The sequence below is a fragment of the Pseudomonas sp. SWI7 genome, assembly GCF_006351945.1.
GTDB lineage: Bacteria > Pseudomonadota > Gammaproteobacteria > Pseudomonadales > Pseudomonadaceae > Aquipseudomonas > Aquipseudomonas fulva.
On the sequence record NZ_CP040930.1, the window covers coordinates 813,197 to 838,238 of the forward strand.

At 62.6% G+C, this 25,042-nt stretch carries 22 protein-coding genes; 8 read left to right on the forward strand and 14 right to left on the reverse strand.

Annotated features, from left to right (window positions below):
- Positions 1-16: 16 nt before the first annotated feature.
- From purB to cspD, 6 genes are all read right to left on the reverse strand, one after another.
- Entirely contained in the window at positions 17-1,387 is a 1,371-nt protein-coding gene (purB, locus tag FH041_RS03580; RefSeq protein ID WP_023534849.1) for an adenylosuccinate lyase, read from the reverse strand.
- A gap of 273 nt (positions 1,388-1,660) precedes the next feature.
- Positions 1,661-2,287 (reverse strand): high frequency lysogenization protein HflD, encoded by a 627-nt coding sequence (hflD, locus tag FH041_RS03585; protein WP_027916192.1) that lies wholly within the window; start codon positions 2,285-2,287, stop codon positions 1,661-1,663.
- Positions 2,284-3,408, reverse strand: a complete 1,125-nt coding sequence (gene mnmA, locus FH041_RS03590) for a tRNA 2-thiouridine(34) synthase MnmA (protein ID WP_088523339.1) — start codon at positions 3,406-3,408, stop codon at positions 2,284-2,286. The genes hflD and mnmA overlap by 4 nt, the downstream gene beginning before the upstream one ends.
- Positions 3,409-3,466: 58 nt before the next feature.
- The gene (locus FH041_RS03595; RefSeq protein WP_088523338.1) at positions 3,467-3,907 is read right to left on the reverse strand and encodes an NUDIX hydrolase; all 441 of its coding nucleotides are present in this window, start codon (positions 3,905-3,907) and stop codon (positions 3,467-3,469) included.
- Positions 3,908-4,002: 95 nt separating this feature from the next.
- The gene (locus FH041_RS03600; protein ID WP_027916189.1) at positions 4,003-6,228 is read right to left on the reverse strand and encodes an NADP-dependent isocitrate dehydrogenase; all 2,226 of its coding nucleotides are present in this window, start codon (positions 6,226-6,228) and stop codon (positions 4,003-4,005) included.
- A 462-nt stretch (positions 6,229-6,690) separates the two neighbouring features.
- The gene (cspD, locus tag FH041_RS03605; RefSeq protein ID WP_088523364.1) at positions 6,691-6,948 is read right to left on the reverse strand and encodes a cold shock domain-containing protein CspD; all 258 of its coding nucleotides are present in this window, start codon (positions 6,946-6,948) and stop codon (positions 6,691-6,693) included.
- 229 nt (positions 6,949-7,177) lie between these two features.
- Between cspD and clpS the strand changes: the two genes are divergently transcribed.
- Together clpS and clpA are read left to right on the forward strand one after the other, a co-directional pair.
- Positions 7,178-7,540: an ATP-dependent Clp protease adapter ClpS gene (gene clpS / locus FH041_RS03610; RefSeq protein WP_023534830.1), complete on the forward strand. Its 363-nt coding sequence runs from the start codon at positions 7,178-7,180 to the stop codon at positions 7,538-7,540.
- A 30-nt stretch (positions 7,541-7,570) separates the two neighbouring features.
- Positions 7,571-9,841: an ATP-dependent Clp protease ATP-binding subunit ClpA gene (gene clpA / locus FH041_RS03615; RefSeq protein WP_023534842.1), complete on the forward strand. Its 2,271-nt coding sequence runs from the start codon at positions 7,571-7,573 to the stop codon at positions 9,839-9,841.
- Positions 9,842-9,927: 86 nt separating this feature from the next.
- Here the strand turns inward: clpA and infA are convergent, their stop codons facing one another.
- From infA to aat, 3 genes are all read right to left on the reverse strand, one after another.
- Positions 9,928-10,146: a translation initiation factor IF-1 gene (gene infA / locus FH041_RS03620; RefSeq protein WP_002553999.1), complete on the reverse strand. Its 219-nt coding sequence runs from the start codon at positions 10,144-10,146 to the stop codon at positions 9,928-9,930.
- A gap of 101 nt (positions 10,147-10,247) precedes the next feature.
- Positions 10,248-10,955 carry an arginyltransferase gene (locus tag FH041_RS03625; protein ID WP_027916187.1) on the reverse strand — a complete coding sequence of 236 codons (708 nt, stop codon included), beginning with the start codon at positions 10,953-10,955 and terminating at the stop codon, positions 10,248-10,250.
- Between the two features lie 56 nt (positions 10,956-11,011).
- Positions 11,012-11,692, reverse strand: coding sequence for a leucyl/phenylalanyl-tRNA--protein transferase (aat, locus tag FH041_RS03630; RefSeq protein WP_027916186.1), 681 nt, complete (start codon positions 11,690-11,692; stop codon positions 11,012-11,014).
- 443 nt (positions 11,693-12,135) lie between these two features.
- Between aat and FH041_RS03635 the strand changes: the two genes are divergently transcribed.
- From FH041_RS03635 to cysG, 6 genes are all read left to right on the forward strand, one after another.
- Positions 12,136-14,670 (forward strand): DNA translocase FtsK, encoded by a 2,535-nt coding sequence (locus FH041_RS03635; RefSeq protein ID WP_176417772.1) that lies wholly within the window; start codon positions 12,136-12,138, stop codon positions 14,668-14,670.
- Between the two features lie 62 nt (positions 14,671-14,732).
- Positions 14,733-15,356 (forward strand): outer membrane lipoprotein chaperone LolA, encoded by a 624-nt coding sequence (gene lolA / locus FH041_RS03640; RefSeq protein WP_088523337.1) that lies wholly within the window; start codon positions 14,733-14,735, stop codon positions 15,354-15,356.
- A 12-nt stretch (positions 15,357-15,368) separates the two neighbouring features.
- A complete protein-coding gene (locus tag FH041_RS03645) occupies positions 15,369-16,694 on the forward strand; it encodes a replication-associated recombination protein A (protein ID WP_027916183.1) in 1,326 nt (441 codons plus the stop codon).
- A complete protein-coding gene (gene crcB, locus FH041_RS03650) occupies positions 16,691-17,065 on the forward strand; it encodes a fluoride efflux transporter CrcB (RefSeq protein WP_027916182.1) in 375 nt (124 codons plus the stop codon). The genes FH041_RS03645 and crcB overlap by 4 nt, the downstream gene beginning before the upstream one ends.
- Before the next feature lie 29 nt (positions 17,066-17,094).
- Complete coding sequence (gene serS, locus FH041_RS03655; protein ID WP_027916181.1) at positions 17,095-18,375, forward strand: serine--tRNA ligase; 1,281 nt, start codon at positions 17,095-17,097, stop codon at positions 18,373-18,375.
- Positions 18,376-19,767, forward strand: coding sequence for a siroheme synthase CysG (gene cysG / locus FH041_RS03660; RefSeq protein ID WP_028686533.1), 1,392 nt, complete (start codon positions 18,376-18,378; stop codon positions 19,765-19,767). It abuts the gene before it with no gap.
- A 142-nt stretch (positions 19,768-19,909) separates the two neighbouring features.
- Here cysG and FH041_RS03665 read toward each other — a convergent pair whose 3' ends face one another.
- The 5 genes from FH041_RS03665 to FH041_RS03685 all read right to left on the reverse strand — a co-directional run bounded on the left by FH041_RS03665 (position 19,910) and on the right by FH041_RS03685 (position 24,990).
- A complete protein-coding gene (locus FH041_RS03665; protein WP_027916179.1) occupies positions 19,910-21,235 on the reverse strand; it encodes an OprD family porin in 1,326 nt (441 codons plus the stop codon).
- A 65-nt stretch (positions 21,236-21,300) separates the two neighbouring features.
- Entirely contained in the window at positions 21,301-21,699 is a 399-nt protein-coding gene (locus tag FH041_RS03670; RefSeq protein WP_028686532.1) for a PPC domain-containing DNA-binding protein, read from the reverse strand.
- The gene (locus FH041_RS03675) at positions 21,696-22,247 is read right to left on the reverse strand and encodes a hypothetical protein (protein ID WP_027916177.1); all 552 of its coding nucleotides are present in this window, start codon (positions 22,245-22,247) and stop codon (positions 21,696-21,698) included. The genes FH041_RS03670 and FH041_RS03675 overlap by 4 nt, the downstream gene beginning before the upstream one ends.
- Positions 22,244-23,824 carry an acyl-CoA synthetase gene (locus tag FH041_RS03680; RefSeq protein WP_028686531.1) on the reverse strand — a complete coding sequence of 527 codons (1,581 nt, stop codon included), beginning with the start codon at positions 23,822-23,824 and terminating at the stop codon, positions 22,244-22,246. Before FH041_RS03680 ends, FH041_RS03675 begins: the two co-directional genes overlap by 4 nt.
- Positions 23,821-24,990, reverse strand: a complete 1,170-nt coding sequence (locus FH041_RS03685; protein WP_028686530.1) for an acetyl-CoA acetyltransferase — start codon at positions 24,988-24,990, stop codon at positions 23,821-23,823. Before FH041_RS03685 ends, FH041_RS03680 begins: the two co-directional genes overlap by 4 nt.
- Positions 24,991-25,042: the final 52 nt, after the last annotated feature.

Consider the following 25,042-nt stretch of genomic DNA (forward strand, 5'->3'; position numbering starts at 1 on the left):
GGGCGCAGAGCGCGCGTTAGACGCGTTTGGCCTGCGCAGCCGCGTTACCGATGTAGGTAGCGGGCGTGAGTTGCTTGAGTTCGGCCTTGGCTTCGGCGGGCATGTCCAGCCCATCGATGAAGCTCAGCAGAGCATCCGGGGTGATGCCCTTGCCGCGGGTCAGCTCCTTGAGCTTCTCGTAGGGGTTCTCGATGTTGAATCGACGCATCACGGTCTGGATCGGCTCGGCCAGCACTTCCCAGCAGGCATCCAGGTCGGCCGCGATACGGGCGTGGTTCACTTCGAGCTTGCCGATGCCTTTGAGGCTGGCTTCATACGCGATGACGCTGTGGGCAAAGCCCACGCCCAGGTTGCGCAGCACGGTGGAGTCGGTCAGGTCACGCTGCCAGCGCGAAACCGGCAGCTTGCTGGCCAGGTGCTGGAACAGGGCGTTGGCGATGCCCAGGTTGCCTTCGGAGTTTTCGAAGTCGATGGGGTTGACCTTGTGCGGCATGGTCGAGGAGCCGATTTCGCCGGCAACGGTCTTCTGCTTGAAGTAGCCCAGCGAAATGTAGCCCCACACGTCCCGATCGAAATCGATGAGGATGGTGTTGAAGCGCGCGATGGCGTCGAACAGCTCGGCAATGTAGTCGTGCGGCTCGATCTGAGTCGTGTAGGGGTTGAACTGCAAGCCCAGCTCGTCTTCGATGAAGGCGCGGGCGTTCTGCTCCCAATCGATCTGCGAATAGGCCGACAGGTGGGCGTTGTAGTTGCCCACGGCGCCGTTGATCTTGCCCAGCAGCGGCACGGCAGCGACTTGGGCGATCTGGCGTTCCAGACGGTACACGACGTTGGCCAGCTCCTTGCCGAGGGTAGTCGGGGAGGCAGGCTGACCATGGGTGCGCGAGAGCATCGGCACATCGGCATGGGCGTGGGCCAGGGCGCGAATGGCGTCGGCGATCTGACGCATCAGCGGCAACAGCACCTCGTCACGACCGGCGCGCAGCATCAGGGCGTGGGACAGGTTGTTGATGTCCTCGCTGGTGCAGGCGAAGTGGATGAATTCGCTGACCTTGGCCAGCTCAGGCAGCTGGGCGGCCTGCTCCTTGAGGAGGTATTCGATCGCCTTGACGTCGTGGTTGGTGGTGCGCTCGATTTCTTTGACGCGCTCGGCGTGCTCGAGCTTGAAATCGGTGGCCAGGTTGTCCAGCAGCGCGTTGGCTTCGGCGGAGAACGCCGGCACTTCGCTGATCTGCGGGTGGGCGGCCAGGCGCTGCAACCAGCGCACTTCGACCAGGGCGCGGAAACGGATCAGGCCGAATTCGCTGAAGATGGGGCGCAAGGCCTGGGTTTTGCCGGCGTAACGGCCGTCTACAGGGGAAACCGCAGTGAGCGAAGAAAGCTGCATGGGGTGTTCTCGGACAGTCAGGCTTTTGGAGGGCGCATATCATACATTAAAAATGCGCTGGAGTCGGGGGGCTGACCAAAGGTTGCTTCAATCTGCTCGGTTTGCTGAGTGGGCGCTGCACCGATCCGGTGGCGGAGCAACGCCATTGACTGATCTCTGTCAGCGCGCGTCGGGGCTGCCGTGCAGCCCGTCGGGGCACAAGGCCCCTCCTGCAAGGAGTGTGGTCAGCCAGGCGCGTTCGCGTCTGTGCGCCCGAATGTGTGAGGCTGGGTTTCAGGGCGCTGTGCGCATCATGTCGTACAGCTCGTTGAGCAATTTGCGTCGGCTGAACACCAGCTGCCAGCGGTGCCCACCGAGCTGGCGCCATAGCCGTGCAGCGCGGATACCGGCCAGCAGCAGGGCGCGGATCTTGGAGGCGTTGTTGGGCTGCTGCAGGAAGCGCATGTCGCCGTGCACCTGGATGCGCTGACGCAAGGTGCTCAAGGTGTCCTGGTACAGCGCGCCGCTCGACGCGATGACGTTCTCGTGCACCAGGCCGAAGTGATCGGCCTGGGACTGGATCTGCGGCAGGCGGTTACCGATGGTCTCGAGCAGGTCGCCGCGCTTGTTCAGCTGCCGTTCCAGGCCCAGCATCGACAAGGCATAACGCAAAGGCTCGCGCTGCAGGCTGCTGGGGTCGCGCTCCAATGCCCCGACCAGCGCGCGGTAACCGTCGCGCAAGTTCAGGTCATCGCCACCGAAGACCTCCAGCGTATCCTTGGGATCACGCACCAGCAGGCTGCCCAGCATGCAGCCGATATCAGCTTCGCTGGCCTGCCCGGTACGGGCGATACGGTCCACCAGCACGGCTGCCTGGAATACGCCGCCCAGCGCGATCAACTGTTCCTGCACGCGGTTCACGAGCGTGGGCTCCACGGCTCGGCTGCTTCGATCACGCCACCGCCCAGGCACACCTCGCCGTCATAGAACACCACCGACTGGCCAGGGGTAACTGCGCGCTGCGGCTCGTCGAAGACGGCCCGATAACCAGTGGCCGTACGGTGCAGGGTGCACTGCTGGTCGTGTTGTCGGTAGCGAACCTTGGCAGTGAGCTGGCGCGGGCTATCGAGTTCGACCGGGTTCACCCAGAAGATTTCGGAGGCCAGCAGGGCGCGGGAGAACAACCAGGGGTGTTCATTGCCCTGGCCGACCACGAGCACATTGCGCGTCAGGTCCTTGTGCAGCACGTACCAAGGCTCGTCCCCAGCATCCTTCAGGCCGCCGATACCCAGGCCCTGGCGCTGGCCGATGGTGTGGTACATGAGGCCATGATGGCGACCGATCACTTCACCGTCGGTGGTTTCGATGTCGCCGGGTTGGGCCGGCAGGTATTGCTTGAGGAAGTCGCTGAAACGTCGCTCACCGATAAAGCAGATGCCGGTGGAGTCTTTCTTCTTGGCCGTGGCCAGGCCGTGTTTCTCGGCAATGGCGCGCACCTCGGGTTTTTCCAGCTCGCCCACCGGGAACAAGGTGCGGGCGATTTCCTTGCCGCCCACGGCATGCAGGAAGTAGCTCTGGTCCTTGTTCGGGTCCAGGCCTTTGAGCAGCTGGGTCAGTTCGCCGGTGTCGCGACGGCGAACATAGTGACCGGTGGCGATCAGGTCGGCGCCCAGGGACAGGGCATAGTCCAGGAAGGCCTTGAACTTGATCTCGCGGTTGCAAAGGATGTCGGGGTTCGGGGTGCGGCCGGCCTTGTATTCCTCGAGGAAGTGCTCGAACACGTTGTCCCAGTACTCGGCCGCGAAATTGGCGGTGTGCAGGGTGATGCCGATGCGGTCGCAAACCGCTTGGGCATCTGCCAGGTCTTCACGGGCCGTACAGTATTCGGTGCCGTCGTCCTCTTCCCAGTTCTTCATGAACAGCCCTTCCACCTGGTAACCCTGCTCCATGAGCAGAAGGGCGGAGACGGAAGAGTCCACGCCGCCGGACATGCCGACGATGACGCGGGTCTTGGCGGGGTCTTTGAGTGCTGGGCTGGTCATGGTTACCGATGTAGATCAAGAGGAAAAACGCCGATACTACCAAACCCGCGGCGGCGCGTCAGTCGCGCAGCAGGTCAAGGCTGTGCAGCGGGCCCTGCAGGTAGTCGTCAAGGCAGCGTGGCACCAGTTCGCTGCGCCAGCGCGCCGGATCGGCGAGCAGCTCGTCACGCGTCAGCCACATGGCGCGCTCGATATCGCTGTCCAGGGGGCTGTCGACGCGATGCCGGACAGGGCGGGCGGCAAAGCAGATGCGCTGGTAGGTCACGCCGTTGCTCGGCGCCGTATACAGGTAAATACCCACCAGCCCGGTCAGCGCCACCTCCCAGGCCGTTTCTTCCAGAGTTTCACGCAGCGCCGCCTGGGCCAGGGTTTCATTGGGTTCGAGGTGGCCGGCAGGTTGGTTGAAGACGTGTCGCCCGGCCTTGAACTCTTCGACGAACAGAAACCTGCCGTTGTCTTCGACAACGGTGGCGACGGTGATATGAGGGTGCCAGGTCATGCAGTGCTCCAGGGTGAGCGAGTTGGCCGTTGTGCGGCCCAGAAAGCACGAACCCCGGTGCGTGGCCGGGGTTCGTGGGTTACGTCAAGCGAGCCTTACAGGGCGGCGATGGCGCTGTTCAGGGTCTGGCTTGGGCGCATGACCTTGGCCGTCAGGTCGGCGTCAGGGGCATAGTAGCCACCAATGTCCACTGGCTTGCCTTGAACAGCGTTGAGTTCGGCAACGATTTTTTCTTCGTTGTCGCTCAAGGCCTTGGCCAGAGGGGCAAAGCGAGCTTTCAGGGCTGCATCGTCGTCCTGGGCGGCCAGTGCTTGTGCCCAATACAGGGTCAGGTAGAAATGGCTGCCGCGGTTGTCGATGCCGCCGACCTTGCGCGAAGGCGACTTGTTGGTGTCCAGGAACTTGCCGGTTGCCTGGTCCAGCGTCTGGGCCAGCACCTTGGCGCGTGGGTTCTCGTAGGTGTTGCCCAAGTGCTCCAGGGAAGCGGCCAGGGCCAGGAATTCACCCAGCGAGTCCCAGCGCAGGAAGTTCTCTTCTACCAACTGCTGCACATGCTTGGGGGCCGAGCCGCCAGCGCCGGTTTCGAACAGGCCACCGCCATTCATCAGCGGCACGATCGACAGCATCTTGGCGCTGGTGCCCAGTTCCATGATCGGGAACAGGTCGGTGAGGTAGTCGCGCAGCACGTTGCCGGTCACCGAGATGGTGTCCTTGCCTTCGCGGATGCGAGCCAGGGAGAACTTGATGGCCTCGACCGGGGACATGATGCGGATATCGAGGCCGGACGTGTCGTGGTCCTTGAGGTAGGTCTGCACCTTCTCGATCATGGCGCTGTCGTGGGCGCGAGCCGGGTCCAGCCAGAACACGGCCGGGGTATCGCTCAGGCGGGCGCGGTTGACGGCCAGCTTGACCCAGTCCTGGATGGGTGCATCCTTGACCTGGCACATGCGGAAGATGTCACCTGCTTCTACCTTCTGTTCCAGCACCAGGTTGCCCTTGGTGTCGACAACGCGCACGACGCCATCGGTCTTGATCTGGAAAGTCTTGTCGTGGGAGCCGTATTCCTCGGCTTTCTGCGCCATCAGGCCAACGTTCGGCACGCTGCCCATGGTGGTCGGGTCGAAGGCGCCATTGGCCTTGCAGTCTTCGATGGTGGCCTGGTAGATGCCAGCGTAGCAGCGGTCCGGGATGATCGCCTTGGCGTCCTGCAGCTCGCCGGCGCTGTTCCACATCTTGCCCGAATCACGAATCATGGCCGGCATCGAGGCATCGACGATCACATCGCTCGGCACGTGCAGGTTGGTGATGCCTTTATCGGAGTTGACCATCGCCAGGGCAGGGCGCTCGGCGTACAAGGCCTGGATGTCCGCTTCGATTTCGGCTTGCTTCTCGGCGGGCAGGTCCTTGATGCGGGCGTACAGGTCGCCGATGCCGTTGTTGGCATTGAAGCCGACTTCGGCCAGGGCAGCCGCGTGCTTGGCTAGTACATCGTTATAGAATTCTTCGACGATGACGCCGAACATGATCGGGTCGGAAACCTTCATCATGGTCGCTTTGAGGTGCACCGACATCAGCACGCCCGATGCCTTGGCGTCGGCAATCTGCTCGGCGACGAAGGCCTTGAGGGCCTTGCGGCTCATGGTGGCGCAGTCGATGATTTCAGCTGCCTTGACGGCGGTTTTCTCTTTCAGGACGGTGGTGGTGCCGTCGGCGCCGACCAGCTCGATGCGCAGGCTGTCGTCAGCCTCGATCAGTGCAGCCTTCTCGCTGCCGTAGAAGTCGCCCTGGCTCATGTGAGCCACGTGCGACTTGGAGTCGGCCGCCCAGGCGCCCATCTTGTGAGGGTGCTTGCGTGCGTAGTTCTTGACCGACAGCGGTGCGCGGCGGTCGGAGTTGCCTTCGCGCAGGACCGGGTTCACGGCCGAACCCTTGATGCGGTCGTAGCGGGCGCGCGATTCCTTTTCCTCGGCGGTGGCCGGTTCGTCGGCGTAGTCCGGGATGTTGAAGCCCTTGCCTTGCAGCTCCTTGATCGCGGCCTTGAGCTGCGGTACCGAGGCGCTGATGTTCGGCAGCTTGATGATGTTGGCTTCAGGGGTGGTGGCCAGTTGGCCCAGTTCCGCCAGGTGATCGCCTACCTGTTTTTCTGCGCCGAGTTGCTCCGGGAAGGCTGCAAGGATACGGCCTGCCAGGGAGATGTCGCGGGTTTCGACGGCAATGTCAGCGCAAGCGGTGAAGGCTTCGATGATCGGCAGCAGCGAGTAGGTGGCGAGGGCAGGAGCTTCGTCGGTGAAGGTATAGATGATCTTGGAACGGGTGGGCATGCGGGCTAACTCTCTGTGTGCTGAGCGTGCTCGAGTCTCGTGGTGCACCGGGTAGGCACACCGCCCTGGCAGCGCCATGGGCGGAAAGTCGAGAGGCTGCGAGCTGTGATGGTGGATGCATCAGTCGAGCGTCAAGTGCCGAGCTGCGGTAACAACCCGGGCTTAGTGGCCTGAGATGGCCTGGGACGGTCCGCATTTTCCTAGGGATCGCCCCGGTGACCCTGCGGTCGCGGGGCAGTATATCAAACCAATCAGCCTAATCATCAAGACTGAGTGATATCGGCCCATTTATAAGACCAAAGACGTAGCGACAATGTGACCGGTTGTCGCATGCGGCAGCCTCGCGGGTCGTGCAGAAGCGGAGGGAAGTCTTGATAACAGAGTTGTAACTTCATGCGTACAGATAGGCCGCACGCTGGTGGTCGACACGCGTGCGATCCTTCAAGGATGGACGTACCGGCGTCACGCACTCACAGTGGTGGCCAGTGTCGAGTCAGGTAGCAGCGCCTGGGCAGCCTCTTGGGTGCGGATATTGACAGCGTGCAGGCCTTTGGGGCCTTGAATGACATCGAAATGAACTGCCTGTCCCGCCTTGAGGGTCTTGTAGCCGTCCATCTGGATAGCGGAAAAGTGGGCGAAGAGGTCTTCGCTCTTGCCATCCTCGACCACGAACCCATACCCTTTGGCGTTGTTGAACCACTTGACTTTACCGTTTGCCATCCCTATGTCCCTCTGCAAGGACTCCATCACTGGAGTATCATCCACATCATCCGCCAATGAGCCTTCGAAAAAATCGGGCTGGTTGCGCGGATCTTTATTGACCACGGTGTGTTCCTATTGGTTGTAACACCGTTTTGCCGATAGTCAAGGTCATGCAGCGGCCAGGCCGTATCGCTTGCTGCAGGGTCAACCCATAACCTTATCCTGTCGATGTGATGAAATTCTTTCCATGCATGCACACAGCCAGATTCGACTAACATTCAATCAGGATCGCCCTCAATCCAACGAGGACGATGGCGCTGGTCTGGCGGTTCAGGAAGCCAAGCCGATCCTGCAGGCGCCACCTATGTACAAGGTGGTTTTGTTCAACGATGACTACACGCCGATGGATTTCGTCGTCGAAGTGCTCGAAACGTTCTTCAATCTGAACCGCGAGCTGGCGACCAAGATCATGCTGACCGTCCATACCGAGGGGCGGGCAGTATGCGGATTGTTTACCCGCGACATCGCCGAAACGAAGGCCATGCAGGTCAACCAATACGCCAGGGAAAGCCAGCATCCGCTACTCTGTGAAATCGAGAAGGACGGTTAATCGCCGACCACTTGGGTATGAGGTGAAGCTATGTTAAACCGCGAGCTCGAAGTCACCCTCAATCTTGCCTTCAAGGAGGCCCGTTCGAAGCGTCATGAGTTCATGACGGTCGAGCATCTGCTGCTGGCTCTCCTTGACAATGAGGCTGCCGCGACCGTTCTGCGCGCCTGTGGCGCCAATCTCGACAAGCTCAAGCATGATCTGCAAGAGTTCATCGATTCTACGACCCCTTTGATTCCCGTCAGCGACGAAGACCGCGAGACTCAGCCGACCCTGGGCTTCCAGCGTGTGCTGCAGCGTGCCGTGTTCCATGTCCAGAGCTCCGGCAAGCGCGAGGTTACCGGTGCCAATGTGCTGGTGGCGATCTTCAGCGAACAGGAAAGCCAGGCTGTGTTCCTGCTCAAGCAGCAGAGCGTGGCCCGCATCGATGTGGTCAATTACATTGCCCACGGCATCTCCAAGGTGCCCGGCCATGGGCCGCATTCAGACAGTGACCAGGAAATGCCGGACGATGAGGGCGGTGAAACCACCTCTTCGAGCAATCCATTGGACGCCTACGCCAGCAACCTCAACGAGTTGGCCCGCGCCGGGCGTATCGACCCGTTGGTTGGGCGCGAGCAGGAAGTCGAGCGCGTGGCACAGATCCTCGCCCGTCGCCGCAAGAACAATCCCCTGCTGGTAGGTGAGGCCGGCGTGGGTAAAACAGCCATTGCCGAAGGTTTGGCCAAGCGCATCGTCGACGGTCAGGTGCCCGATCTGCTGGCCCAGAGCGTGGTCTATTCACTCGACCTGGGTGCTTTGCTGGCCGGTACCAAATACCGCGGCGACTTCGAGAAGCGCTTCAAGGCGCTGCTCGGTGAACTGCGCAAGCGGCCACAGGCCATCCTGTTCATCGACGAAATCCATACCATCATTGGTGCCGGCGCAGCGTCTGGCGGTGTCATGGACGCCTCCAACCTGCTCAAGCCATTGTTGTCGTCGGGCGAAATCCGCTGCATCGGTTCCACGACGTTCCAGGAATTTCGTGGCATCTTCGAGAAGGACCGGGCGCTGGCGCGGCGCTTCCAGAAGGTCGATGTGAGCGAGCCTTCCGTGGAGGACACCGTCGGTATCCTGCGCGGCCTCAAAGGGCGCTTCGAAAGCCATCACAACATCGAGTACAGCGACGAGGCATTGCGTGCAGCGGCGGAGCTGGCCTCGCGCTACATCAATGACCGGCACATGCCCGACAAGGCCATCGACGTCATCGACGAAGCCGGCGCCTACCAGCGCCTGCAGCCTGAGGCCAATCGCGTTAAGCGAATCGACGTGCCTCAGGTCGAGGACATCGTCGCCAAGATCGCCCGTATTCCACCCAAGCATGTCAGCAGTTCCGACAAGGAGCTGTTGCGTAACCTGGAGCGGGATCTGAAGCTGACCGTGTTCGGTCAGGACGCGGCCATCGACTCGCTGGCGACCGCCATCAAGCTGTCGCGCGCAGGGCTCAAGTCGCCTGACAAGCCTGTCGGTTCCTTCCTGTTCGCCGGCCCTACCGGCGTGGGCAAGACCGAGGCAGCGCGTCAGTTGGCCAAGGCGCTGGGTGTCGAGTTGGTGCGTTTCGACATGTCCGAATACATGGAGCGTCACACCGTGTCGCGCCTGATCGGTGCGCCGCCTGGCTACGTCGGGTTCGACCAGGGCGGTCTGTTGACCGAAGCCATCACCAAGCAGCCGCACTGCGTGTTGCTGCTCGATGAGATCGAGAAGGCCCACCCGGAAGTCTTCAACCTGCTGTTGCAGGTCATGGACCACGGGACCTTGACCGACAACAACGGGCGCAAGGCCGACTTCCGCAACGTGATCCTGATCATGACCACCAACGCGGGCGCTGAAACCGCTGCGCGAGCGTCCATCGGCTTTACCCACCAGGACCATGCGTCCGATGCCATGGAAGTTATCCGCAAGAGCTTCACGCCGGAGTTCCGCAACCGCCTGGATACCATCATCCAGTTCGGCCGTCTGAGCACCGAGACCATCAAGAGTATCGTCGACAAGTTCCTCATCGAACTGCAGGCGCAACTTGAGGACAAGCGTGTGCTTCTGGAGGTCAGCGACGCGGCACGTGGCTGGCTGGCGGTGTCGGGCTACGACGTGCAGATGGGTGCGCGGCCGATGGGTCGACTGATTCAGGACAAGATCAAGCGGCCTCTGGCCGAGGAGATTTTGTTCGGCGAATTGGCCGAGCACGGCGGGGTGGTGCACGTGGACCTGCGCGATGGCGAACTGGTCTTCGACTACGAGACCACTGCCGAAGTGGCGTAAGCCTCGGGGGCCGCAATGCGGCCCCTTCCTGACCCAGGCAGGCACAAAAAAGCCCGGCAGATGCCGGGCTTTTTCATGGCTGGAGCTTAGCGCGCACGGTACGTGATGCGGCCCTTGCTCAGGTCATACGGCGTCAGCTCGACGCGAACCTTGTCGCCAGTGAGAATACGGATGTAGTTCTTGCGCATCTTTCCAGAGATGTGCGCGGTTACGACGTGCCCGTTTTCCAACTCCACGCGGAACATGGTGTTGGGCAGGGTGTCGACGACAGTGCCTTCCATTTCGAAGCTGTCTTCTTTCGACATGCAGTAGAGCCCTCGGATCCAGTGTTGGCCCGACGCATAACCGCACCGGGCAAAAAAGTGGCGTGGATTATGCCCGAAAACTGTGTGTCAAGCCAATGCTTTCAGTTGAGGGCAACCCAACGCTGGTTTATCAACAACTCGATAGGCCGATACTGCGTCTTGTAGTTCATTTTCTTGCAGTTCTTGATCCAGTAGCCAAGATACACGCCGTCCAGATCGAGCCGCAACGCCTCGCCGATCTGCCAGAGGATGGCAAACCTGCCCAGGCTGCGGCGCTCCTCATCAGGCTCGTAGAAGGTGTACACGGCAGACAGGCCATTGGGCAGCAAGTCGCAGACGGCGACTGCCAGCAGTCGCCCGCTGGCGCGAAATTCGTAGAACCAGCAGAACGGCAATTGGCGCACCAGAAACGTGGAGAACTGATCACGGCTGGGTGGATACATGTCTCCATCGGCATGACGTGCCTCGATGTAGCGCCGGTACAGGTCGAAATACTCTTCCTTGAAGGCAGGGCGTGCAGCAGTCACCGTCACATCGGCATTGCGCTTGAGAATCCGGCGCTGCTGTCGGCTGGGCACAAACCGTGCCGGCGGTATGCGCGCAGGCACGCATGCATTGCAGTTCTGGCAATGAGGGCGATAAAGGTGATCGCCACTGCGGCGAAACCCCATCTCCGACAGGTCGGCGTACACGTTCACGTCCATGGGCTGGCTGGGGTCCAGGAACAACGTGGTGGCCTGCTCGTCGGGGAGGTAACTGCAGGAGTGGGGTTGAGTGGCATAAAACTTCAACCGCGCCAGCTCTGTCATGATCAACCCCTTCGGTGAGACTTTGCCTAAGTGTAAGCCAGGTGTGAAAAACGCGCCTAGCAAACCCATGTGGCGGTGTTGGGCTGATCGAGGTGGCGGGCCAGGTAGCCTGCGAATTCGCGGCGACTGATGGCGTGAGCACCCAGGCTTTGCAGGTGATCGGTCGGCATCTGGCAGTCGATCAGCACGAAGCCGGCTGCTTCCAGGTGTCGGACCAACGTCACGAAGCCCACCTTCGAGGCATTGTCCGCGCGACTGAACATGGATTCCCCGAAAAACAGCTGCCCCATGGCCAGGCCATACAGGCCGCCGACCAGTTCACCGTCCTGACGAACTTCGACCGAATGGGCAATGCCGCGCGCGTGCAGTTCGCAGTAGGCCATGCGCATGGGGTCGGTGATCCAGGTGCCGTTTGTATAATCGCGCGGCGCCGCGCAGGCTGCGATCACCGCGGCGAAGTCGGTGTCGAAGCTGACCTGGTAGCGGCCTTGGCGCATCCACTTGGCCAAGGAGCGCGACACGTGCAATCGGGCAGGCACCAGCACGGTGCGCGGGTCGGGCGACCACCACAGGATCGGCTGGCCATCCTGGTACCACGGGAAGCAGCCATGGCGGTAAGCCTGAACAAGCCGTTCGGGCGTCAGGTCGCCGCCTGCGGCGAGTAGGCCGTTGGGCTCTTGCAGGGCGCGGTCCAGCGCAGGGAAGGTCAAGGAATCGCGTTTCAGCCAGGTCAACATGGTCGGTCATGCGGTAGGGGAGGGGAGTGGCCAGCATGGCGCGATGGGGAAATGGGGTCAATCGCTTCACGGCCGCAGGTGGGCGATACGTGATCGCCCATTCCACAAGCAATCGGGTTGCTTCCGCTGAATGGCGGGCCTGGGCAGGGCCGGTGTAGGCAGTGTCCCGCAGCCATTCAGGCAATTTCGGATACATTGCAGCTACGGCCGGCACCATCAGCCACATTTGCTGTCACACCTGTGCAAAAACACAGCATAAGCCTTTGTCACAGAAGACAATGCGTGCTCAAATTGCAGCTATTGGAAAGTCGCCCCCGGCCAGATCCCCAGACGGCGTGCCGCCATGGCGGCTGGCGGGCAGTAATGTTAAAAGTAGTGATCCGTTGGCTTCGGCCCTGGCCGATCACTATTGGACGCGCACCATGCGCAGGAATAGACGCGTTTTGAAGAAATCCACCGCAACCCCAGCTCCCTTGCCCGTGCCCCTGTGGCGGCAGCAGCTGCACTATCGCCTCAAGGAGGGTGCGCTGATCGCTGTCGGCGCCCTGTGCCTGTACCTGTGGATGGCGCTGCTGACCTATGACACCTCGGACCCGGCCTTCAGCCACACCGCCACCGTCGACCAGGTGCAGAATGCCGCCGGGCGAGCCGGTGCCTATTTCGCCGATATCCTGTTCATGGTGCTGGGCTACTTCGCCTACATCTTCCCACTGCTGCTGGCGATCAAGACCTGGCAGATTTTCCGTCAGCGCCACCAGCCCTGGGACTGGAGCGGCTGGTTGTTCTCCTGGCGATTGATAGGCCTGGTATTCCTGGTGCTGTCCGGGGCTGCGCTGGCCCATATCCACTTTCATCCGCCGGCAAGCATCCCGTTCTCGGCCGGCGGCGCCCTGGGCGAAAGCCTGGGCGATCTGGCTCGCAACTTCCTGAACGTGCAGGGCAGTACCCTGATGTTCATCGCCCTGTTCCTGTTCGGGCTGACGGTGTTCACCGACCTGTCGTGGTTCAAGGTCATGGACATGACCGGCAAGATCACGCTGGATCTGCTGGAACTGGTGCAGGGCGCGGCCTCGCGCTGGTGGGAGGCGCGTAACGAACGCAAGCGCCTGGAAGCGCAGCTGCGCGAGGATGAGCCCGTCGTCAAGGCCAAGCCTGTGGCGCCCGAACCACGTGAGCCGGCCAAGCCTGCTCTGCGCGAGCGCTTGTTCAAGCGCGAGCCTGCGTCTGCTCAGCCCGAGCCGCGCGAGCCGACCCTGGGCGGTGAGCCTGTGACGATGCGCGACTCGGTTGCGCGTGACCCAGGGGTGCAGCGTGAACCTGTGATCACACGCGAACCGGCAGCGGCGCGGCCTTCTGCGCCTGTAGCCGCCCCGGCCCTGATCTCCAATATCGTGCCACCGTCGGCCGCCAAGGCGCCTGAGCCAGTCAAGCGCATTGCCAGAGAAACCCCGGCGCCGCAATTCATCGACAGCGCAGTGGAAGGCACCTTGCCGCCGATTTCCATCCTGGACCCGGCTGAACAGAAAAAAATCGAGTATTCCCCCGAGTCCCTGGCGGGCGTTGGCCAATTGCTGGAAATCAAGCTCAAGGAGTTTGGTGTCGAAGTGGCGGTGGATTCCATTCACCCAGGGCCTGTGATCACCCGGTACGAAATCCAGCCGGCTGCCGGTGTCAAAGTGAGCCGTATCGCCAACCTTGCCAAGGACCTGGCGCGTTCGCTGGCCGTGACCAGCGTGCGGGTGGTCGAGGTGATTCCGGGCAAGACCACTGTGGGTATCGAGATTCCCAACGAGAACCGCCAGATGGTGCGTTTCTCCGAAGTGCTCGCCACCCCGCAATACGACGAACAGAAGTCGCCGGTCACCCTGGCCCTGGGCCACGATATCGGCGGCAAGCCGGTCATCACCGACCTTGCAAAGATGCCGCACTTGCTGGTGGCGGGTACGACCGGCTCGGGTAAGTCGGTGGGCGTGAACGCGATGATTCTGTCGATCCTGTTCAAATCCAGCCCCGAAGACGCGCGCCTGATCATGATCGACCCGAAAATGCTCGAGCTGTCGATCTACGAAGGCATCCCACACTTGTTGTGCCCCGTGGTCACCGACATGAAGGACGCGGCCAATGCCCTGCGCTGGAGCGTGGCGGAAATGGAGCGGCGCTACAAATTGATGGCCGCCATGGGCGTGCGCAACCTGGCGGGCTTCAACCGCAAGGTCAAGGATGCCCAGGAAGCCGGCGAAATCATTCACGACCCGCTGTATCGCCGCGAAAGCATGGAGGATGAGCCACCTGCCCTGAAGACGCTGCCGACCATCGTGGTAGTGGTGGACGAATTCGCCGACATGATGATGATCGTCGGCAAGAAGGTCGAGGAACTGATCGCGCGCATCGCGCAGAAGGCGCGGGCTGCCGGTATTCACTTGATCCTGGCGACCCAGCGACCGTCGGTGGATGTGATCACCGGTCTGATCAAGGCCAACATCCCGACGCGCATGGCGTTCCAGGTGTCGAGCAAGATCGACTCGCGTACCATCATCGACCAGGGCGGTGCCGAGCAACTGCTGGGCCACGGTGACATGCTGTACATGCCGCCTGGCACCAGCCTGCCGATTCGGGTCCATGGCGCATTCGTGTCCGATGACGAAGTGCACCGGGTGGTCGAGGCGTGGAAACAGCGCGGTGCCCCTGACTACAACGACGACATCCTCAACGGTGTCGAAGAAGCCGGCAGCGGCTTTGAAGGTAGCAGTGGCGGTGGCGATGGCGACGATTCCGAAAGCGATGCGCTGTACGACGAAGCCGTACAGTTCGTGCTCGAGAGCCGCCGCGCGTCCATTTCGGCCGTACAACGCAAGCTAAAGATCGGCTACAACCGGGCGGCCCGCATGATCGAAGCCATGGAAATGGCTGGCGTGGTGACTCCGATGAACAGCAACGGCTCGCGGGAAGTGATCGCCCCGGGCGGCCCGCGCGATTGATATCACCCTGCCGGGCGCCAACGGTGGTGTCCGGCCCCCTTCAACGCTTAATGAGGATTCCCATGCGCGCTATTCGCATGCTGTTGGTTTCGGCCCTTGCCCTGGGCCCGGTCTCGGCGTTCGCCGGCGAGCAGGATGTCCAGCGCCTGACCCAGTTGCTGGAAAAGTCGCAGACCATCGAAGCCAATTTCTCCCAGCTGACCCTGGATGCAGGCGGCACCAGCCTGCAGGAAACCACCGGCAAGATGACGGTCAAGCGCCCAGGCCTGTTCTACTGGCACACCAATGCGCCCCAGGAGCAGGTGGTGGTATCGGACGGTGAGAACGTCACCCTGTGGGACCCTGACCTTGAGCAGGCCACCGTCAAGAAACTCGACGTGCGTCTGAACCAGACGCCGGCGCTGCTGCTTTCCGGTGATGTGTCGAAGATCAGCCAAAGCTTCGATATCGTCTCCCGTGAGCAGGGCGATGTGATGGACTTTACCCTCAAGCCCAAGACCAAGGACACGCTGTTCGACTCGCTGCGTGTATCGTTCCGCAAGGGCCTGATCAATGACATGCAGCTGATCGACAGCGTTGGCCAGCGCACCAACATCCTGTTCAATGGGGTCAAGGCCAACCAGACGGTAGCGGACAGCACCTTCAAGTTCGACATCCCCAAAGGTGCGGACGTCATCAAGGAGTAACCAGAGCCAGTCATGGACCTGTTTAGAAGCGAACCTGTCGCCCAGCCCCTGGCCGCCCGTCTGCGCCCGTCCAACCTGGACGAGTATGTCGGCCAGGAGCACCTGCTTGCCCGCGGTAAACCGCTGCGTGAAGCACTGGAGCAGGGTGCGCTGCACTCCATGATCTTCTGGGGCCCGCCGGGGGTTGGCAAGACGACCCTGGCGCGGCTGCTGGCGCAATTTTGCGACGCGCATTTCGAAACGGTGTCGGCGGTACTGGCCGGCGTGAAGGAAATCCGCCAGGCGGTGGAAGTGGCCAAGCAGCAGGCCGGCCAGTACGGGCGCCGTACCATCCTGTTCGTCGACGAAGTGCACCGGTTCAACAAGTCTCAGCAGGATGCCTTCCTGCCCTTCGTGGAAGACGGCACCTTGCTGTTCATCGGTGCTACCACCGAAAACCCGTCTTTTGAATTGAACAACGCGCTGTTGTCACGGGCGCGTGTCTACGTGCTCAAGAGCCTGGACGAGCCCGCGCTGCGCAAGCTGGTGGACCGCGCCCTGACCGAGGAGCGGGGGCTTGGCAAACGCAACCTGCGCGTTGGCGACAAGGCCTTCGACATGCTGAGGGCCGCCGCCGATGGTGACGGGCGACGCATGCTCAATTTCCTGGAGAATGCCGCTGACCTGGCCGAAGACGGCAGTGAAATCGACGTTGATCTGCTGCAAAGCCTGCTTGGAGACAGCCGTCGCCGGTTCGACAAGGGCGGGGAGGCGTTCTATGACCAGATATCAGCGCTGCATAAATCCGTGCGGGGTTCGGACCCTGACGCGGCGCTCTACTGGTTTGCACGCATGCTCGATGGCGGCTGCGACCCCCTCTACATTGCGCGCCGGGTCGTGCGCATGGCCAGTGAGGACATCGGCAACGCCGACCCCCGCGCCTTGAGCCTGTGCCTGGCAGCATGGGACGTGCAGGAGCGGCTGGGCAGCCCCGAAGGTGAACTGGCAGTGGCACAGGCCATTACCTACATCGCTTGCGCTCCGAAGAGCAATGCCGTTTACATGGGCTTCAAGACCGCCCTGCGCGAAGCGGCGGAGCACGGTTCGCTGGAGGTGCCGCTGCACTTGCGCAACGCGCCGACCAAGCTCATGAAACAGCTGGGTTACGGCGATGAGTACCGCTATGCCCACGACGAACCGGATGCCTACGCAGCCGGTGAAGACTACTTTCCGGAGGCGCTGGAGCCGCGCCAGTATTACCAACCGGTGCCGCGCGGGCTCGAGCTCAAGATTGGCGAAAAGCTCCGGCACCTGGCCGAGCTTGATCGCAGCAGTCCGCGACAGCGGAGAAAACCATGATTACGCTGATCGCCGCCGTCAGTGCCGGTGGTATCGCCGGTACCCTGTTGCGCTTTGCCGCAGGCAATTGGGTCGTCGCGCACTGGCCGCGACACTTCTATATAGGTACGCTTGCCGTCAACTTGGTGGGCTGCTTGTTGATCGGCCTGCTGTACGGCCTGTTCCTGCACAAACCCATGGTCCCGGCGGAGTTGCGGGCGGGTTTGATCGTGGGTTTTCTGGGCGGCCTGACCACGTTTTCCTCATTTTCGCTGGACACCGTACGCTTGCTGGAAAGCGGGCAGGTGCCTCTGGCGTTGGGTTATTCGGCCATCAGCGTCGTGGGCGGGCTGCTCGCGACCTGGGCGGGATTGTCCCTCACTCGATTCTGACCAACACCTACACATAACGAGAGAACGATATGCTCGATTCCAAACTGTTACGCGGCCAACTTCAGGAAGTGGCGGATCGCCTGGCCTCCCGTGGCTTTAGCCTGGATGTCGCGCGCATCGAATCACTGGAAGAGCGCCGCAAGGCGGTACAGACCCGTACCGAGCAACTGCAGGCCGAGCGTAATGCCCGTTCCAAATCCATCGGCCAGGCCAAAGCCAAGGGCGAAGACATTGCACCGCTGATGGCGGATGTGGAACGCATGGCCAATGAGCTGGCCGCCGGCAAAACCGAGCTCGACGGTATCCAGGCAGAGCTGGACAGCATCGTGCTGACCATCCCCAACCTGCCCGATGCCAGTGTGCCGGTCGGTGCCAGCGAAGACGAGAACGTCGAAGTGCGTCGCTGGGGCACCCCCAAGGCGTTCGATTTTGAAATCAAGGACCACGTCGCCCTGGGCGAAATCAGCGGTGGTCTGGACTTCGAGGCGGCGGCCAAGCTGTCTGGCGCGCGTTTTGCCGTGCTGCGCGGCCCGATTGCACGCCTGCACCGCGCACTGGCGCAGTTCATGATCAACCTGCACACCGGTGAGCACGGCTACGAGGAGCACTACACCCCGTATCTGGTGCAGGCGCCAGCCCTTCAGGGCACCGGCCAGCTGCCCAAGTTCGAGGAAGACCTGTTCAAGATCACCCGCGAAGGCGAGGCGGACTTCTACCTGATCCCGACCGCCGAGGTGTCGCTGACCAACCTGGTGGCTGGGGAAATTCTCGACGCCAAGCAACTGCCGCTCAAGTTCGTGGCGCACACACCGTGCTTCCGCAGTGAAGCCGGTGCCTCGGGCCGAGACACCCGCGGCATGATCCGCCAGCACCAGTTCGACAAGGTCGAGATGGTGCAGGTGGTGGAGCCCGGCAAGTCGATGGAAGCGCTCGAAGGCCTGACGGCCAATGCCGAGCGTGTGCTGCAACTGCTCGAGCTGCCGTACCGTGTGTTGGCCCTGTGCACCGGTGACATGGGCTTTAGCGCCGTCAAGACGTTTGACCTGGAAGTGTGGGTGCCCAGCCAGGACAAATACCGCGAGATCAGCTCGTGCTCCAACTGCGGCGACTTCCAGGCCCGCCGCATGCAAGCGCGCTGGCGCAACCCGGAAACCGGAAAGCCGGAGCTGGTGCACACCCTGAACGGCTCCGGTCTGGCCGTGGGCCGCACGCTGGTCGCGGTGCTGGAAAACTACCAGCAAGCCGACGGTTCGATCCGGGTCCCCGAAGTGCTCAAGCCCTACATGGGCGGCGTTGAGGTGATCCGCTAAATGGACTACCTGCCGCTGTTCCACAAGCTGCAGGGCGCCTTGGTGCTGGTGGTTGGTGGTGGCGAGATCGCATTGCGCAAGGCGCGTCTGCTGGCCGATGCTGGCGCCGCGCTGCGCGTGGTGGCCCCGGAAATCGATGGCCAGCTGGCCAGCATGGCGCGCGAAGGCGGTGGCCAGGTCCTGGTGCGCGGTTACCAGCCGGGGGACCTCACAGGTTGCCGGCTGGTGATCGCCGCCACGGACGATCCTGGGCTCAATGCCCAGGTTTCGGCCGATGCCCAGGCCCTGAGTTTGCCGGTCAACGTGGTCGATGCGCCGGCGCTGTGCACGGTCATCTTCCCGGCCATCGTCGACCGCTCGCCTTTGGTGATAGCCGTGTCCAGCGGGGGCGATGCACCGGTCCTGGCACGCTTGATTCGGGCCAAGCTCGAAGCCTGGATTCCTGCTGCCTACGGTGAATTGGCCGGGTTGGCGGCGCGTTTCCGACACACCGTCAAGTCGTTGTACCCGGATGTGAACCAGCGCCGGGGTTTCTGGGAGACCGTCTTTCAGGGGCCGATTGCCGAACGCCAGCTGGCCGGGCAGGGCGCAGAGGCCGAGCGGTTGTTGCAGGCGATGGTCGATGGCGCGCCGGTGCAGCAGGGCGGCGAAGTCTACCTGGTCGGTGCCGGCCCGGGTGACCCGGACTTGCTGACCTTCCGCGCGCTACGGTTGATGCAGCAGGCCGATGTGGTGCTGTACGACCGCCTGGTAGCGCCTGCGATCATCGACATGTGCCGTCGGGATGCCGAGCGCATTTATGTGGGCAAGCGTCGTGCAGAGCATGCCGTTCCCCAGGACCAGATCAACCGGTTATTGGTGGACCTTGCCCAGCAGGGCAAGCGGGTGCTGCGCCTGAAGGGTGGTGATCCGTTCATTTTCGGCCGTGGCGGCGAGGAGATCGAGGAGCTGGCCGAGCACAATATCCCGTTTCAAGTCGTGCCGGGCATCACCGCTGCCAGTGGTTGTGCCGCTTACGGCGGCATCCCGCTGACCCACCGCGATCATGCCCAGTCGGTGCGCTTTGTCACTGGGCACCTGAAGGACGGTAGCAGCAACTTGCCTTGGGACGACCTGGTCGCGCCTGCCCAGACGCTGGTGTTCTACATGGGCCTAGTCGGCTTGCCGACTATCTGCGAAGAACTTATCCGCCATGGGCGGGCAGCGAGCACCCCGGCCGCCTTGATCCAACAAGGCACGACGCGCAACCAGCGTGTGTTCACCGGCACCCTGGCCGACTTGCCCGCCCTGGTCGCACGCCACGAAGTGCATGCGCCTACCTTGGTGATCGTGGGTGAGGTGGTGCAGCTGCGTGAAAAGCTGGCGTGGTTCGAGGGGGCACAGCACGGTTGACAGTCTGCGGACGCTTTGGGGATGAGCGAGGCAGTTGTCCCTAACATCCGCAAGCTTGCAGATCGAGTCCACCCCCCCACCTGTGGGAGCGCCCCGGCAAAGCCGCTCCCACAGAGGCTGCGTGAATACGGACAACCGTGGCCTAGAACAATGGCACGGTATAGCTGACGGTCACCCGGTTCTGATCCTGTGCCCACTCGCTGGGCAATCCACTGCGTAGCATGCCGTTGCGCCAGCTCAAGCCCAGCCCCTTCAGCGCACCGTCCTGCACCACATAGTCCAGGGCGATGTCACGTTCCCACTCCTTTTCATCACCACCGGCAGTGGTGCGGATGTGCGTGCCCTTGAGGTAGGTGAGCGAGGCAATCAGGCCAGGCATGCCCAATGCCGCAAAGTTGTAGCTGTATTGGCCGAAGGTGGTGCGTTCACCTGCACGGGTGAAACTGGTCACCAGCCGGTCGGTGAACAGATACAGGCTCGAGCCCGCTGCGCCTTCGCCCGTATTGCCCTGGTTGATCTGCACGAAGTTGCCACTGTCCGAGACCCGCTGATGGCCAAGCAACACCGAGTGGCCACCAATGGCGTAAGTGAACATGGCACTCCAGGTATCATTGTCGATCTTGCCTGGGGTGTCGCCCAGGCCGGTGACGCGATACCCCGCCGCGCGCCCGCTGGCCGAGTCGTTGCGTCCATCGGCGTCGGTCTTGAAGTAGCGCAGGTCGGTGGTCAGTGACTGGTTGTCGCTCAGGGCCCAGGTGTGCACGAGCCCCGCAAAATGCTGGACGTAGTAATCCTCCAGCTGGGCGCCGTAATATTGCAGCTTCAAGGCGGGGGTGAGCTGGTAATCAGCCCCGGCAAACACAAACGCATTACTCTCGCGTGTACCGCCTGCCACGGCCAGGCCTGAGCGGTTGGTCGAGCCACGGCCGGTGGTGTGCTCCAGGCGACCCCCGGTCAGGGTCAGGCCATCGATTTCTTTGGAGGTGACGATCCCGCCTTCGAAGGTCTGTGGCAGCAAGCGCCCATCGTTGGCCACCAGAATCGGCAGTTTCGGTTGCAGCGTACCGTAGCGTGCCTCGGTCTGCGAAAAACGGACCTTGCCGGTCAAGCCCAGGCGACTCCATTCGTCCACCGCGCTGCCATCGCTGGCATCCGGGATCATCGAACTGCCTCGGTGATTGCCTGCACCGCCATCCAGGCGTAGGCCCAGCAAGCCGAGGGCGTCAACGCCAAACCCCACGGTGCCGTCGGTGAAACCCGACTTGTAGTCGAGCATGAAACCCTGCGCCCATTCGGCCGTCTTGCTTTGGCCGGCAGGGCCGGGGCGGTCGCGGTAATCGTTGTTGAAGTAGTAGTTGCGCAGGTGCAGGTTGGCTTTGCCGTCCTCGATGAAGGCCGCCTTGGCAGCCGGAACGGCCAAGGTGGTCAAGGTGAGTAGGTACAGGGGCACGTAGGGCGTTCTTGTCATTGTTTTCTTCCTGAGGGTGATAGGCGCCCAGGGAGCGGGCGCAAAGGGTGCTGCAGGGTGGGCAATCAGTCCTGCAGCCACTCCTGCAGGGTGAGCTCCACGGTGATGAAGGACAGGTTGCGGCCCCGTTGCAGGCAGCCGGCAAAGAGCTTGCCATCGGCGTCGGCGAGCACTGCCTGAAGGTGGCTTCGGCCGGCGATGACCTCACCGCTCAGGCTGAGGATCTCGATACCGGGCCCGGGTACATGAATGGCTTGATGTCCGCGCTCACCGTGGTAGCGCAGTTCGCCGTCGATCAGGCTGCCCAGCCCGCCACGGACCACGGCGCAGGCGATGCCGTGGCTGGCGCAGAGGGCTTCGGCGCTGTCGATCACATCTTCGTTGGGCTTGAGGCGGGCGACCACCAGCCGCCCGAGGCGGCCTTGCTGGACCTGCGAGGTAGTCGTGGACAGGGCAGGTGTCATGAGGCCTCCTTGATCACAGGGTGCAGCAGGTTGAAGTGGGTCTCGGTGTCAGGCTGCACCTGGTAGGCGACGTGCTCGAACAGGCATAGCCGCAGCACCAAGGGTTCGCTACCGACCACGACCCGCTGCAATACCAGGTGCCCACCGTGCTGTTGCCCAAGGCTGTCGAGCATGCCGGCGTGGCAATGCAGCAACGGGGCACCGCTGGCATCCCTGCCGACAGTCAAGGCACCGCTGATGAACGTCACAGGGCCTGTGAGCTCCACGGGCTTGCCATAGTCGTAAGGGCGTTGGCTGTCGCTCGTGGTCACCATGCGGTGGTAGGCCAAGGCGCACGCGCTGCCCCACAGCACGCGGCCGACCGCGCTCTGGTAGCGACAGCGCTCGAGCACCGCCAGCAGGCTTTCGGCCACCTGGCTGCCGGACGCAAGCTCCACGCGCAGTTCCTGGCTGCACGCCACTTCACAGTCGAGCAGCCGGGGTAGGCGGGCCGGGCCTGCGTGCTTGAAGTGGCGCACCCCGCTGCGCAATTCGAAATGGGGCCTCATGCCGATTGCTCCGTGCCAGTCTCGAGCAACGTGCGGATGTGTTTCTTGACGATCTTGCCGTAGCCGGACTTTGGCATCTCATGCCAGCGCACGAACTGCTTGGGCCATTTGTAGCGCGCCAGACGCGGCTCCAGGTGCGCGAGCAGTTGCTCATCGCTGACCTCGGCCGTGGTAACGATCACCGCGCAACCGCATTCGCCCCATTTGTCGTCTGGCATGCCGAGTACGGCCACTTCGTTGACGGCAGGATGGGTCAGCAACGCTTCCTCCACTTCGCGTGGATACACGTTCGAGCCACCGGAGATGTACATGTCCGAGGCGCGCCCGGTGATGAACAGGTAACCGTGCGCGTCCACATGCCCCAGATCGCCGGTATGGAACCAGCCATGGCGGAAGCATTCGGCATTGGCCTGAGGGTTGTTGTAATAGCCGGCGAACACGGCCGGGCCGCGCACGCAGATTTCGCCGTCCGTACCCGTGGGCAGCTCGTGGCCTTTGTCGTCGAGAATGGCCACCTGCATGCCGGTGCGCGGGTAGCCGCAGGAACCGACCTTGGCCTGGGGGCCATCGTCGGCATCATGGCAGTCGGCGGGCAGCACCGTGATGTTGCCGGTGACCTCGCCAAGGCCGTAATACTGGACCAGCACCTTGCCCAATGTGCGCAGCGCATGGCACTGGTCCGCGCGGTACATGGGGGCGCCTGCGTAGATGACGTAGCGCAGACTGCTGTGATCGTAACGGCTGATGGCCGGGTCTTCGGTGAGCATCTTGACGATGGTCGGTACCGTGAACAGGTTGTCGATACGGTGCTGCTGCACCAGGCGCCAGGCCTCGTCGCAGTCCAGCCGGTCCCCGACAGGGAGCACGCAAGCAGCACCCCGGGCTACGTTGACCAGTGCATGAATACCGGCCCCGTGGGACAAGGGGGCCAGTACCAGCGAACGTGACTGCTGGCTCAGGCAGGGCATCAGGTCGGCCAAGTGGTTGTTGACCACGAATGCCATTTGCCCGTGGGTCAGTACCCCTGCCTTGGGGTGCCCGGTGGTGCCCGAGGTGTAAAAGAACCAGAGCGGGTCGTTGTAGTTCACCTCGGCAGGGCGAAACCCTGGCTGAAGCTGGGCGCCTTCATCGAGCAGGGCAGCGTAGGCCAGTTCACCCGGGCGTGGCGCCGCCATGGCAATCACGGTCTGCAGTGCCGGTGATGCCTGTCGCACAGCGTCCACATAATGGCCGAAACCTTCGTCGTAGAGCATCGCTACTGCGCCGCTGGAACTGCCCAGGTAGGCGGCTTCGGGTGGGGTGATGCGCACATTGGTGGGCACCCAGACCATACCCAGGCGAAAGGCCACCCAGGCACTTTCGAACAGCGGCAGGTTGTTGCGCGAGTGCACCAGCAAGCGGTCGCCCTTGCCCAAGCCGCGTGCACGCAGCGCGGCAGCGATGCTGTCAACACGGTGCAGCAGTTGGCGCCATGACACCTGGTGATCGCCGCGAATGAAGCCTGGCAGGTCAGGCAAACGCCTAGCCACCTGGGCCAGCAACTCCCCCAGGTTCATGACATTGTCGATTCCGTTCATCGCACGCTCTCCAGAATGCTCACGTAGTTGGTCACGGCGGCCCCGCCCATGTTGAACACGCCGGCTCGGTCTGCGCGCGGCAGTTGCATGTCGCCGGCCTGGCCGGTGAGCTGCATGGCCGCCATCACGTGCATCGAGACGCCGGTCGCACCAATGGGATGGCCCTTGGACTTGAGGCCACCGGAGGGGTTGATCGGGAGCCTGCCGTCCTTGCGGCTGACGCCGTCGGCGATTACCCGTGCGCCTTGACCGCGTTCGGCCAGGCCCATGGCCTCGTATTCGAGCAGTTCGGCGATGGTGAAGCAGTCATGGGTCTCCACCAGGGACAGGTCTTCCAGCGTCAGGCGCGCCTGGCTCAGCGCCTGCTGCCAGGCACGTGCAGCGCCTTCGAATACCGTGGGGTCGCGCCGTGACAATGGCAGGAAGTCGTTGACCTGGACGGCTGCGCGAAAGCGAACGGCCTGGCCGCTCCCGGTGGGTTGATCGCCCCGGCTGATCACCAGGGCGGCCGCGCCGTCGCTGATCAGTGAACAATCACTGCGCTTGAGGGGCCCCGCCACGAAGGGGTTCTTGTCCGAAGATGTGCGGCAGAAGTCGTAGCCCACGTCGCGGCGCATGTGCGCATACGGGTTGAGCGCGCCGTTGGCGTGGTTCTTGGCGGCGATCATGGCCAGTGCGTCGGACTGATCACCATAGCGATCGAAATAGGCGCTGGCGATGTTGCCGAACACCCCGGCAAAGCCGTTCTCGATGTTGGCTTCTTCGGGCGTATAGCAGCACTTGAGCAGGATCTTCCCCACCTCGGCCGTGGGCAGGCTGTTCATCTTCTCGAAGCCCACTACCAGGGCATGGCGCGATTGTCCGCTCAGCACGGCGTGCAAGGCCGAGTGAATCGCCGCTGAACCGGTGGAGCAGGCGTTCTCCACGCGCACGGCCGGAGTGAAACGCAGTGCTGGCAGGTGATTGGCGAGCAGGGCGGACGGGAAGTCCTGGTAGAGAAAACCTGCATTGAAGTGGCCGACGTGTACCGAATCGATCTGCTGTGCATCGAGCCCTGCGTGATTCAGGGCGCCGAGGGCCGCGTCAGCCATCATGTGCTCGGGGTCGATGTCGGGAAACTTGCCGAAGGGGGCGTGGTACCAGCCGTTGATGAGGGGTGAATGCATGAGAGTAATCCTCGCTCGGGGTTGGCGAGGTCGAGGGCAAGAACGGTGCCAG

Bases quoted from the DNA above. Each gene is read 5' to 3' on its own strand.
- purB (WP_023534849.1), bottom strand. From the start codon at position 1,387: ATGCAGCTTTCTTCGCTCACTGCGGTTTCCCCTGTAGACGGCCGTTAC.
- mnmA (WP_088523339.1), bottom strand. From the start codon at position 3,408: ATGACCAGCCCAGCACTCAAAGACCCCGCCAAGACCCGCGTCATCGTC.
- FH041_RS03595 (WP_088523338.1), bottom strand. From the start codon at position 3,907: ATGACCTGGCACCCTCATATCACCGTCGCCACCGTTGTCGAAGACAAC.
- FH041_RS03600 (WP_027916189.1), bottom strand. From the start codon at position 6,228: ATGCCCACCCGTTCCAAGATCATCTATACCTTCACCGACGAAGCTCCT.
- cspD (WP_088523364.1), bottom strand. From the start codon at position 6,948: ATGGCAAACGGTAAAGTCAAGTGGTTCAACAACGCCAAAGGGTATGGG.
- clpS (WP_023534830.1), top strand. From the start codon at position 7,178: ATGCATGCACACAGCCAGATTCGACTAACATTCAATCAGGATCGCCCT.
- clpA (WP_023534842.1), top strand. From the start codon at position 7,571: ATGTTAAACCGCGAGCTCGAAGTCACCCTCAATCTTGCCTTCAAGGAG.
- infA (WP_002553999.1), bottom strand. From the start codon at position 10,146: ATGTCGAAAGAAGACAGCTTCGAAATGGAAGGCACTGTCGTCGACACC.
- FH041_RS03625 (WP_027916187.1), bottom strand. From the start codon at position 10,955: ATGACAGAGCTGGCGCGGTTGAAGTTTTATGCCACTCAACCCCACTCC.
- aat (WP_027916186.1), bottom strand. From the start codon at position 11,692: ATGTTGACCTGGCTGAAACGCGATTCCTTGACCTTCCCTGCGCTGGAC.
- lolA (WP_088523337.1), top strand. From the start codon at position 14,733: ATGCGCGCTATTCGCATGCTGTTGGTTTCGGCCCTTGCCCTGGGCCCG.
- FH041_RS03645 (WP_027916183.1), top strand. From the start codon at position 15,369: ATGGACCTGTTTAGAAGCGAACCTGTCGCCCAGCCCCTGGCCGCCCGT.
- crcB (WP_027916182.1), top strand. From the start codon at position 16,691: ATGATTACGCTGATCGCCGCCGTCAGTGCCGGTGGTATCGCCGGTACC.
- serS (WP_027916181.1), top strand. From the start codon at position 17,095: ATGCTCGATTCCAAACTGTTACGCGGCCAACTTCAGGAAGTGGCGGAT.
- cysG (WP_028686533.1), top strand. From the start codon at position 18,376: ATGGACTACCTGCCGCTGTTCCACAAGCTGCAGGGCGCCTTGGTGCTG.
- FH041_RS03665 (WP_027916179.1), bottom strand. From the start codon at position 21,235: ATGACAAGAACGCCCTACGTGCCCCTGTACCTACTCACCTTGACCACC.
- FH041_RS03670 (WP_028686532.1), bottom strand. From the start codon at position 21,699: ATGACACCTGCCCTGTCCACGACTACCTCGCAGGTCCAGCAAGGCCGC.
- FH041_RS03675 (WP_027916177.1), bottom strand. From the start codon at position 22,247: ATGAGGCCCCATTTCGAATTGCGCAGCGGGGTGCGCCACTTCAAGCAC.
- FH041_RS03680 (WP_028686531.1), bottom strand. From the start codon at position 23,824: ATGAACGGAATCGACAATGTCATGAACCTGGGGGAGTTGCTGGCCCAG.
- FH041_RS03685 (WP_028686530.1), bottom strand. From the start codon at position 24,990: ATGCATTCACCCCTCATCAACGGCTGGTACCACGCCCCCTTCGGCAAG.